At 70.4% G+C, this 10072-nt stretch carries 10 protein-coding genes and 2 pseudogenes; 3 read left to right on the top strand and 9 right to left on the bottom strand.

Features of this window, described 5'->3' with window-relative positions:
- Positions 1 to 316: pseudogene (locus D471_RS35990) on the top strand (hypothetical protein); the annotation flags it as partial.
- 36 nt (positions 317 to 352) lie between these two features.
- Here D471_RS35990 and D471_RS0124580 read toward each other — a convergent pair.
- Positions 353 to 670, bottom strand: coding sequence for a DUF4229 domain-containing protein (locus D471_RS0124580; protein WP_017601071.1), 318 nt, complete (start codon positions 668 to 670; stop codon positions 353 to 355).
- Positions 671 to 1104: 434 nt separating this feature from the next.
- Between D471_RS0124580 and D471_RS0124585 the strand changes: the two genes are divergently transcribed.
- Together D471_RS0124585 and D471_RS0124590 are read left to right on the top strand one after the other, a co-directional pair.
- Entirely contained in the window at positions 1105 to 1305 is a 201-nt protein-coding gene (locus D471_RS0124585) for a BldC family transcriptional regulator (protein ID WP_026128038.1), read from the top strand.
- A gap of 131 nt (positions 1306 to 1436) precedes the next feature.
- The gene (locus D471_RS0124590; protein ID WP_017601073.1) at positions 1437 to 1793 is read left to right on the top strand and encodes a PLD nuclease N-terminal domain-containing protein; all 357 of its coding nucleotides are present in this window, start codon (positions 1437 to 1439) and stop codon (positions 1791 to 1793) included.
- 87 nt (positions 1794 to 1880) lie between these two features.
- Here the strand turns inward: D471_RS0124590 and ccsB are convergent, their stop codons facing one another.
- The 8 genes and pseudogenes from ccsB to D471_RS0124630 form a co-directional block, all read right to left on the bottom strand.
- The gene (ccsB, locus tag D471_RS0124595) at positions 1881 to 2846 is read right to left on the bottom strand and encodes a c-type cytochrome biogenesis protein CcsB (RefSeq protein WP_193789788.1); all 966 of its coding nucleotides are present in this window, start codon (positions 2844 to 2846) and stop codon (positions 1881 to 1883) included.
- Between the two features lie 26 nt (positions 2847 to 2872).
- Positions 2873 to 4495 (bottom strand): cytochrome c biogenesis protein ResB, encoded by a 1623-nt coding sequence (resB, locus tag D471_RS0124600; RefSeq protein WP_017601075.1) that lies wholly within the window; start codon positions 4493 to 4495, stop codon positions 2873 to 2875.
- Positions 4495 to 5269 (bottom strand): annotated as a pseudogene (locus D471_RS35995) (cytochrome c biogenesis CcdA family protein). The gene resB and the pseudogene D471_RS35995 overlap by 1 nt, the downstream one beginning before the upstream one ends.
- Entirely contained in the window at positions 5269 to 6027 is a 759-nt protein-coding gene (locus D471_RS0124610) for a TlpA family protein disulfide reductase (protein WP_152486432.1), read from the bottom strand. The pseudogene D471_RS35995 and the gene D471_RS0124610 overlap by 1 nt, the downstream one beginning before the upstream one ends.
- A 225-nt stretch (positions 6028 to 6252) precedes the next feature.
- The gene (locus D471_RS0124615) at positions 6253 to 6456 is read right to left on the bottom strand and encodes a helix-turn-helix domain-containing protein (protein ID WP_017601078.1); all 204 of its coding nucleotides are present in this window, start codon (positions 6454 to 6456) and stop codon (positions 6253 to 6255) included.
- Positions 6457 to 6709: 253 nt separating this feature from the next.
- Positions 6710 to 7507, bottom strand: coding sequence for a phosphatase (locus D471_RS0124620; protein ID WP_017601079.1), 798 nt, complete (start codon positions 7505 to 7507; stop codon positions 6710 to 6712).
- 193 nt (positions 7508 to 7700) lie between these two features.
- Positions 7701 to 8861, bottom strand: coding sequence for an acetoin utilization protein AcuC (locus tag D471_RS0124625; RefSeq protein WP_026128039.1), 1161 nt, complete (start codon positions 8859 to 8861; stop codon positions 7701 to 7703).
- Positions 8862 to 9052: 191 nt separating this feature from the next.
- On the bottom strand, positions 9053 to 10072 hold a 1020-nt coding region (locus D471_RS0124630; protein WP_017601081.1), incomplete at its 5' end, for a hypothetical protein.

The raw sequence follows: 10072 nt of genomic DNA on the forward strand, positions 1-10072 counted from the left end.
CTGGTTCAACAAGACCGGAGGCGACGCGGTCTACTCGGTGGAGGTCACGGACGCGGCGGTCTACGTCGGCGGACACCAGCGCTGGATGGACAACGAGAAGGGGGCGCACAACGCCGGGCCCGGTTCGGTCGAGCGCGAGGGGATCGCGGCGGTCGACCCTGAGACCGGCCGTGCCTTGGCCTGGAACCCCGGCCGCGACCGGGGCCACGGCGTGGAGGCCCTGCACGCCACCCCGGACGGCCTCTATGTCGGCAGCGACACCGAGCGGCTGGGTGGCGAGTACCGCGCCCGCCTCGGTATGTTCCCGCCCGCCTGAGGCGGCCGCCCGCGCGTGGACGGCCGGGAGGCGGGGTCAGGCGTCCCCGGCCGACGCGCGCGGCTGACCGTCCGTCCGCTCCCCGTCCCGGTCGGCCTCGGCGTCGTCCTCCCGCGCGGCTCCGGTCGACAGCCGCTCGCCCACCCCCGGGTCGCGGCGCTTGTTCAGGCGCTCGATCGTGGCGGCGGACATCTGGTCCCGCAGCTTCGACAGCAGGACGTAGGAGATGAGGCCGCTGATGAGCCATGCGAGCATCAGCGCGATCCACGACCGCGCGCCGAACAGATAGACGATCCCGAAGGCCGCGGCGAACAGCCCGAGGCGGGCAGCGGTATAGGTCAGCCAGCTACGCATGGAAAAGCCTCACAACAGACGATTACCTGGACTAGATTGGTCGCAACACCCATCAGCGCGCGATTGCGCCCGGCCCCCGACGGGCCGGGAGCGTTCCGGGCGGTCGTACCGCCCGCACGTGTGCCGATCGGGTGACGCCCCAGAAGCCCTGACCTCCAGGTTAAGGGCGTGCACGAGGAGGCCCGCACCAGGGCTGCGTGTGTCGTCTCTCCAGGGGTGGCCGGGACGGTCCAGCCATGGGCCCGGATGGTCATGGGATGTTTCCAATCCCGACAGCAAGGGCCGAACATCACGTTCCGGTCACATATCCCGTACTCCTCCCCCCAACAACGCAATTTCTCCGAAAACTAGGGAGGAAACGGACCAACTCGTGCACACTAGGGGATCAAACGCCCGCCGCCCCCGCAGTCCGAGGCGGGCACGATTGGGGGAATGTGAAGGTGGAACGAGCAAGCGAACGCCTGTTGACCCCCGGGGAAGTGGCCTCACTCTTCCGGGTTGATCCCAAGACCGTCACCCGCTGGGCCGCCTCCGGGCGAATCAGCAGCATCCGCACCCCCGGCGGCCACCGCCGCTTCCGGGAGTCCGAGGTACGCGCGCTCCTGCTCGGCGAACCGAGCGAGAGCGCGCGCTGAGGGAGCCCCCGTCTTCCGAGGGGCGGGGACGCGACGCTCACCTCCACGGTCCGCGGCACCCCCGTACGGACTCCCGAATCCCGTGTCGGTGTCCAGCTGTGAGGAGTCGACAGCAAGAGTAGGCTGGAAGCATGGTGTGGCTCGGTGGCCTGATCACTCTCGCGACGATCGTTCTGTGGGTGTACGCGTTCTGCGACGCGCTCACCACGTCAGCCCAGGATGTGCGTAACCTACCGAAGTTCCTGTGGTTGGTCGTCATCGCGGTGTTCATGCCCGTTGGTGCGATTCTGTGGCTCTTCCTGGGGCGACCTCGCCAGTCGACCCCGGCGCACGGTGGCGCGCCCTCTCCGGCTCAGGCCGGGTCCGCCGCTGACGACCTCGACCCGTCCGACTTCGCCAAGCCCTCCGACAGCCCGCATCCGCTCGGGCCCGACGACGATCCCGAGTTCCTGCGACGGCTCAACCGCCGCATCGATCCGGACGAATGAACGACCGCACGGTTCACACGACGGTGGGGCCGCACCCGCGAGGGGGTGCGGCCCCACCGTCGTTCCGGCGCCGGGCCCGGCGGCCGGTCACGCGTAGGAGTGCAGTCCGCTGAACACGTAGTTCACCGCGAAGAAGTTGAACATCACGGTCGCGAAGCCGATCACGTTGATCCAGGTCGCCTTCCGGCCCCGCCAGCCGCCGGTGGCCCGGGCGTGCAGGTAGGCCGCGTAGATCACCCACGAGATGAACGACCACACCTCCTTGGGGTCCCATCCCCAGAAACGGCCCCACGCCTCGTCCGCCCAGATCGCGCCCGCGATGATGCCGAAGGTCCACAGCGGGAACGCGAACAGGATGAACCGGTGCGAGAGGCGGTCGAGCAGCTCTGGGCTGGGCAGCCGACCGGCCACGCCCGTGACCTCCTCGCCACGCGCCCGCCGCGCCTCGGTCCGGTCGGACACCAGGTAGGTGATGCCCGCGACACCGGAGACCATGAACGAACCACCCGCGATGATCAGGGCGGTGATGTGGATCGGCACCCAGTACGAGTGGAGCGCCGGGATGAGCGGTCCCGGGTCCACGTACAGCCACCGCACACCGATCCCCAGCAACAGCAGCACGGGGACGAGGACGAACGCCCCCAGGAACCGCGCCTGGTAGCGGAAGGACGCGAACAGCAGTCCGGCCACGGCGACCAGGCACAGTGCGACGACGAACTCGAACATGTTGCCCCACGGCCACCGCTGCGCGGCCAGGCCGCGCGTGACCACCTGGGCGACGCTCATCACGAAGCCGAGCGTCGTCACCCCGAGGGCGATCCGACCGAGGACGCTCTGGGAGGCCCGTGCCTCCCCCTCACGTGTGCGGACCTGGACCTCGATGCCGTCGTCGGCCTGGTCGGAGTCCGTCCCGGCCCCGGCGGCCACCGGCATGAGCCGGCCGGCCCTCAACTTGGTGCGGCGCCCGTAGGCGGCCTCGATCGCGAAGAGGAACAGCGCCGCCGCGTACGCGAGGATCATCCCGATGATCAGCGTGTCGCTGGCTGACGCCATCGCCTCGTTCGACACTCCGGCATACGTCACCGGTCACTCCGTTCGTCGACTGGGTCGGATGGTGTGTTGGGCGGCATCGTCCCGGCGGACCCGTCACGGAGCCGGTCGGCGAGCCTGGTGGTGAGTTCATGGAACTCGGCGTTGTCCCCGGCCACCTCGGTCTTGCCGAGCCCGGCCACCTCGACGGTGGTGCGGCCGGCCGCGTCCTCCGTGGCGCGCACCCACACGCGGCGCGGACGGACGAACAGGGTGATGAGCAGCCCGCCGACCGCCGTCGCGGCCGCCCCCAGCGCGAAGGGCCGGGACCCGTCCCGGTTGGTCTGAAGGCTGACGTACTCACTGACCCCGGAGAAGGTGACGGACCCGGCCCCGTCCGGGAGCTCCCAGGTGTCACCGACCTCCATCACGGGCGAGGAGCCGAGCTCCTCCATTCCCTCGGTGCTCAACCGGTAGACCGACTGCGGTTCGATCAGCCCCAGGTCGCCCTGGTAGCCCTCCAGGGTCACCCGCGGGTTCTCCGCCCCGGGGAAGGTCGAGACCAGCTCCCCGGTGTCGGTCTCGGCGGCCGTCGGCAGGAAGACGCCGACGAAGCCCAGCTGTTCGCCACCGGTGTCGGGGACCTTGATCACGCCGTCGGACGTGAAGGTGGCGGTCTCGCGGTACAGGAACGGCACCGCCTGGTCGAAGACCACGTCGCCGTCCGCGTCGCGGACCACGAACTCCGGCGCGTACCCGTGGCCGAGCAGGTAGACCTGCACCCCGTCGACGGTCAGCGGGTGGTTGACCTCCAGCCGGTGCCGCCCCTCCCCGGCGTCGGGCGACTCCCGGTAGACCATGTCCGCCACGTAGGAGGAGGCCTGTCCGCGCAGGCCGCCCTCCTCGATGAAGGTCGCCTCGAAGTCGTCGAGTTCGAGCGTGAAGGGCTGAAGGTCGTCGGTGTCGGTCCAGTGCCCCGGATAGATGGCGTCGTAGGAGGGCAGCGTGTTGGCGAAACCGGTCCCCTCGACCATGAGCACGTTGCCCCGGTACCCGAAGAACGCGCCCGCGGCCAACGCCAGCAGGAGTCCCAGCAGCGCCAGGTGGAACAGCACGTTCCCGGCCTCGCGCAGGTAGCCGGTCTCGCTGGAGAGGGAGTCGCCGTACCGTTCGACACGGTAGCCGCGCAGAACCTTCCGTGCCTGCTCCAGGACGGTGTCCGGGTCCGCGTCCGTCGAGAACCGCGCCGCGTACGGCATCCGGCCCAGGTGGCGCGGGGTGCGCACCGGGCGGGCCCGCAGCGCGCGGGCGTGCGCGACGGCGCGCGGCAGGACGCAGCCCGCCAGGGAGACGAACAGGAGCAGATAGATCGCCGCGTACCAGGGCGAGGAGAAGACGTCGAACAGGGAGAACCGGTCCAGCCACGGGGCCAGGTCGGGGTGCTCCCGGACGTAGGTGTTGACCTCGTCGACGCTGACCACGTTCTGCGGCAGGATCGATCCGGGGATGGCGCCGACCGCGAGCAGGAACAGCAGGATCAGCGCGGTGCGCATCGAGGTCAGGGTCCGCCAGGTCCAGCGCAGCCATCCGACGACGCCGATGCCCTTCGGCTGGGCCGCGGCGGGCTCGTCCGCGGACTCCGCGGGTGGGGTTCCGGTCTCGGTCTGGGTCATCAGATCACCGTCTGGTATCCGGCGGTCCACCCTTGCATGGTGGTGGTCAGCTCGTTCCAGAGGCCGGTGACCATCGCCAGGCCGACCAGAACGAGCATGACACCCCCGATCACGGTGACCGCCCGGGTGTGGCGGGTGAGCCAGGCGAACGCGCCCAGCGCCTTGCGGTAGAGCAGCGAGGCCAGGATGAACGGTAGTCCCAACCCGACGCAGTAGAGCAGGGAGAGGAGCATGCCGCGCCCCGCGCCGCCCTCGACGAAGGCCAGCGACTGCACCGCGGCCAGCGTCGGTCCGATGCACGGCGTCCAACCGAGTCCGAACAGCACCCCGAGCAGCGGCGCGCCGGCCAGGCCCGCGCGGGGCAGGCGGTGGAACCGGAACTCGCGGCCGAGTCCGGGGACGAGGCCCATGAAGGCCAGCCCGAGGACGACGGTGAGCGCGCCCAGAACCCGGGTGATGACGTCGGTGTACTCCAGGAAGGCGTCACCCAGCCAGCCGACGAACCCGCCGACCGCCACGAACACCAGCGTGAACCCGGCGATGAACAGGGCGCTGCCCGTGACCATCGTCCAGCGGCGCGAGGCCAGCTCGGTGTCGACGTCGGCGGCCGTGGCCGTTCCTCCGCCGGGCGCGGCTCNCCGTGACGTAGGACAGGTAGCCCGGGACCAGGGGCAGCACACACGGGGAGAGGAAGGACACGAGCCCGGCGGCCAGGGCCAGGGGCGCGGCCAGGAGGAGTGATCCGCTGAGGACGGTGGTACCGATCGTGTCCATCAGTCGGTGTCCCCGTCGGAGCCGTCCTCGGCCCCGTCACCGGAGTCCGTGTCCTCGGAGGGCTCCGCGTCGGCGTCCGGCGGCGCGCTCTCCCCAGCCGTCGCCTCGGCCCGCGCCTCCTGTTCGGCGACGCGCGGACGCTGCTCGGGGTCGCCGAGGTCGAACTCGACCACCACCGGGTTGAGCAGCTCGGTCAACTGCCCGTAGGTGGTGGGGCCGATGACGCGGGCGGCGATGCGGCCGTCGGGGTCGATCACGATGGTGGTGGGGATGGACCGGGGCGGGACGGTGTCGCGGAAGGCCTGCGGGACCTCGCCCGGCGGGTCGAACAGGCTGGGGTAGGGCACCTCCTGGGCGGAGGTGTAGGACTGGGCGGCGGTGTCGTCGTCCTTCATGTTCACACCGAGGAAGTCCACGCCCAGGTCGGCGTACTCGGTGTGCACCTCGTCGAGGACGGGCTGCTCGGCCCGGCAGGGCCCGCACCAGCTGGCCCACACGTTGAGGACGAGGATGCCGCCCTCGTAGTCGCTCAGCGAGATCTCCTCGCCGTCCAGGGTGGTGCCCGTGACGTCGGGCGCCTCCAGCCTCTCCCCCGGGTCGAACGCGGTGGCGCTGCCGTCACCGGAGATGAAGCGCGCGTCGTCGGTGTTCTGGATCTCGGTCCCCCCGGCGCAGCCGGTGAGGACGAGCGCGGCGGCGATCGCGGTCACGGCGAGACGCGGCACGCACGGCCGCGCGCCGACTCTGGCACTGGGCATCGAGGATCCTCACGGAGGGGGCTGAGCAGGGCGGACTACAACAACGACAAAGTGTAGTAGCTACCCGGCACCCCGCCTCGGCGCCCCGACGGAACCGATGTTCGCCCAGCGCAGGAGAGGGCCCTGAAGGGGCGGTGGTGGGGACGCGCCGCCCCTTCCGGCGATCACCCGGTCAGCAGACCGAGGGCCGGGCCCACGGCCCCGCCCCGGTCGGCCGCTCCGCCGTCAGCCGGCCTCGACGAAGGCCTCACGGAGATAGTCGTGCACGGCACGCTCGGGGACCCGGTAGGAACGTCCCACGCGAATCGCGGGGAGAACCCCCGAGTGCACCATTCGGTAAACCGTCATCTTGGACACACGCATGATCGTGGCGACCTCCGCCACGGTCAAAAACCTGACCTCATCGAGAGGCGGCTTGCTCCCGTTCATCTTCCGACGCCCTCATTCCCGGACGTGAGCATTGTCTACCCTTCGGCCCGGCGCGGAAGCTCACGGAGGGGCGACCCCGGTATGCGCCCGTCCCACCGCCACGCCGGTGTGTCATACCGTCACTACTGACACGTCCGTTTTCAGAGTAGGGCGGAGTTCGCCGGAGCGAAAGGGCGTTTGTCCTGTCTTCGACGACATGCCTCCCCGGCGCCCCCAAAGAGGTTTAGCGCTGGGTATAAATGGTCGACCCTGATCACATGAGTCCCGCCCGAGCGAGAACGTAATCGCGCAGAGGCACGTAGTCCTCGGGCGGATATCCGTCGTCCAAAGGCACGGTGACCAGTAGTTTTCCCTCGTGCTCCGCGAGGAACAGGGCGGGGTCGTTGCTGTCGGCGAAGCCCATGGCGGGCACGCCGGCCTCCCCCGCCGCCCCCGCGAAACCGTGGTCGGCGATGACCAACTGCGGCCACGCCTCACCCCGGTTCTCAAGGTCCCCGAGGATGGCACGCATGGCGAAGGGGTGATGGCTGTGACGGGGGTGGTGGCCGTCCGTGACAATCGCGACGTCGTCTTCCCAGACCACGATCCGGCTACTCGGGGGGCGTTCCGCGGGCACCTCGTAGGTGTACCCGCCCGCGGCGGTCACGACCGGGCACCCACGCTCAGCCAGCGCGGTTTTCCACGCAGCGTACATCTCACGCAGTTTGAGGGGGTGTCCGGTGGCGAACATGACCGGTTCGCGGCGTTCGGCGGCCAGGGCGAGGCGGTCGGCGACCCCCTCCAGCGCGTCGACGGTCAGGTCCGGGTCGATGGTGTCGATGCCCCACACGTACTCCTCGTCCCCGACCACGCCGCACCGCTTGCTCATGAGCGCGAGGACCTCGGAGTAGGTCCAGTCGTGGGAGAAGGTCAGACCGAACCGGTGGTAGGGGTCGCCGTCCACGAGTCGCCGGTAGTGCCGAAGGTTGTTCTGGCGCGGGGTGTCGACGTGCCCGGCGATTCCCTTGCGAACCAGATACGTGATGAGTTCAGCGCGTGTCGGCGGCGTCACCGGCGTTCCCCTTCCTCGAATGCGCGGCGAGCATGCGCCACACTGTGCGGCCACCACGACGCCTGCTCCCGTTCGCCCGGTATTCAACCTCTTCCTACCCACTGAACGCGCGCCACGCCCAAACCTGGTGATTTCCACCGTGTACGTACACCTGCACGGGCACGCGGAGAAACGCCCGAAGAGTCCAGGGAGGTCAGAGACTGGGGTCGATTCCGTGACTCGGGAAAACGGCGGTGCGCGTCGCGTTGATCGCCCGGTCGACGGGGTCCCCGGGGTCGTATCCGTCCTCGAACCGGGCGAAGTCCACCTCGCGCCCGTCCGTCATGTACAGCGGGGCCTGCTCCCCCGTCCGCCGCCGCACGAAGTCGCGCCAGCTCTGCGGCGTCTCGGCGTCGGGGTCGACCGGCATCCCGGCGGCCTCGGCCAACAGGTGGGTCCAGGCGCGCGGCACGACGTGCACGAGACCGTATCCACCGCCGCCGAAGAGCAGCCACCGGCCGCCGGCGGTCTTCTGGGCGAGCTTGTGCAGCTCGGTGTAGGCGCGGCGCTGCCCGTCGAGGCTGAGCGTGAGGTTGGCCAGGGGGTCCAGGGCATGGGTGTCGCAGCCCTGCTGGGTGACGAGGATCTCGGGCTGGAACTCGTGCAGCAGCGGGGGCACGACCGCGTCGAAGGCGCGGTGCCACCCGGTGTCCCCGGTCCCGGCCGGGAGGGCGACGTTGACCGCGTAGCCCTCGGCGCCCGGTCCGCCCGTCTCGGCGGCCTGGCCGGTGCCGGGGAAGAGCGTGGTCGGCGACTCGTGGAGGCTGATGGTGAGGACGCGGGGGTCGTCGTAGAAGGCGCGCTGCACGCCGTCGCCGTGGTGGACGTCGACGTCGACGTAGGCGATGCGCTTGGCCCCCTGCTCCAGCATCCAGGCGATCGCCAGCGCCGGGTCGTTGTACACGCAAAAGCCCCAGGCGTGGCCGCGCATGGCGTGGTGGAGTCCGCCCGCGATGTTGGCGGCGTGTGCGGTCTCACCGCTCCACACCGCCCGCGCGGCGGCGACGGACGCGCCGGAGATGAGCGCGGCGGCGTCGTGCATGTCGGGGAAGACCGGGTTGTCGGGGGTGCCGAGCATGTGGGCGTCGTCGGGCTCCAGGGTCTTCCCGGCCCGCTTCACCGCCTGGATGTAGGCCGGATCGTGCACCAGCGACAGGAGTTCGTCGGAGGCGGGCTCCACGTCCAGGAGGCTCACGCCGGGGGCGTCCAGGACCCCCAGCTCACGGCTGAGCGCCATGGTCAGCTCGACGCGGACCGGCGCCATCGGGTGCTGCGGCCCGAAGTCGTAGGCGGTCAGTCCGTCGTCCCACGCCAGTCGGAGCGAACAGGACGTGCGCCCTCCCATGCCGTGACCCCCGTTCCAGTGCGCGTGTTCCACTGCACACAGTACGCACCGCGGATCGGTACCGGGGCCCCGGGGTCGGAGGCGGGCACGGGAGGACCCGGGGGGAGGGCGTCCGGGGCGGTCCGGGACGGACGCTCGGTCCGCCCCGGACCGCCGAAGCGTTACCCCCCGACGAAATAGCACTCCTGGTACTCGTTGCCGCCGCTGAGGTTCACCGTGCCGTGTATCGGCCGGGTCTCGCCCACCATGGTGAGCAGCATCCGGTACTCACCCGGCTCCAGCTCCAACCGCATGGCCTCCCCTCCGCGCGTGAGGCACGAGCTGAGGAAGGGCGGCGAGCTGTAGTCCTCGCAGTCGTCGCACCCGGGTGTGGTGATGTCACCGTGGACACCGTCCGGGCCGACGTAGAGGAAGCGCATGTCGTAGCGGGTGTCGTTGGTGAAGTTCAGGACGGCCACGTCACCGCCCGCGCTGCCGGTGGCCCGCGTGTCGAACTCGGTCTCCCCGCCGGCGCGCAGGAGATCCATCTCCTCCTGGATGTGCGCGGCGCCCACGTGGCGGACCAGGTCCTCGACGTCCTCGGCCTCGTGGTCGGGGTACTCCGCGGCGAGGAAGTCGGTCATCTCCTCCGCGCGGTCGGCGTCCCCGCCGTCGACCTCGGCCCAACCGCACCGGCGGGCCGCGTCCGGGACCTCGAAGTCGATCCGCTCGGCGACCGCGGGCGCGAGGGACCAGTCGAGGTCGGCGAAGACCCCGATCTGGTCGAAGGCTGGGCACCAGCGCTCCTTCGCGTAGTCGGAGGTCCCCAGCTCGTAGAGCTCCATCATGGCGTCGGGGACCCGCCCGACGGCCTCACTCCCCTCGTAGTCGACGGGGATGAGGCTGTAGATCTCGTGGGCCCGCCGGAGACCGACGTAGAAGTCGCCGGTGGCCCTGCCGTTGTAGCCCTCGGCCGCGGCGTTCGCCAGGGTTCCCGCGTAGGAGAGGTGCATGTCGGCCACCTCGCCGTCGGCGTCCTCCCACCGGGAGGCCGGGTGCGCGAAGTAGCCGCCGTAGCTGTCCACCGCCTGGTCGTACTCCTCCGCCGCCACCTCGCCCTGGGCACGGTCGAGGATCCGGCACGCCTCGGCGCCCGAGCGCGCGCGGTCCATCAGGGACGGCGACATGGAGAGCTGGAAACC

The sequence above is a fragment of the Nocardiopsis lucentensis DSM 44048 genome, from assembly GCF_000341125.1.
Taxonomy (GTDB): domain Bacteria; phylum Actinomycetota; class Actinomycetes; order Streptosporangiales; family Streptosporangiaceae; genus Nocardiopsis; species Nocardiopsis lucentensis.

Excerpts from the sequence above, each read along its gene's own strand:
- D471_RS0124580 (WP_017601071.1), bottom strand. The coding sequence starts at position 670 with ATGCGTAGCTGGCTGACCTATACCGCTGCCCGCCTCGGGCTGTTCGCC.
- D471_RS0124590 (WP_017601073.1), top strand. The coding sequence starts at position 1,437 with ATGGTGTGGCTCGGTGGCCTGATCACTCTCGCGACGATCGTTCTGTGG.
- ccsB (WP_193789788.1), bottom strand. The coding sequence starts at position 2,846 with ATGGCGTCAGCCAGCGACACGCTGATCATCGGGATGATCCTCGCGTAC.
- resB (WP_017601075.1), bottom strand. The coding sequence starts at position 4,495 with ATGACCCAGACCGAGACCGGAACCCCACCCGCGGAGTCCGCGGACGAG.
- D471_RS0124610 (WP_152486432.1), bottom strand. The coding sequence starts at position 6,027 with ATGCCCAGTGCCAGAGTCGGCGCGCGGCCGTGCGTGCCGCGTCTCGCC.
- D471_RS0124615 (WP_017601078.1), bottom strand. The coding sequence starts at position 6,456 with ATGAACGGGAGCAAGCCGCCTCTCGATGAGGTCAGGTTTTTGACCGTG.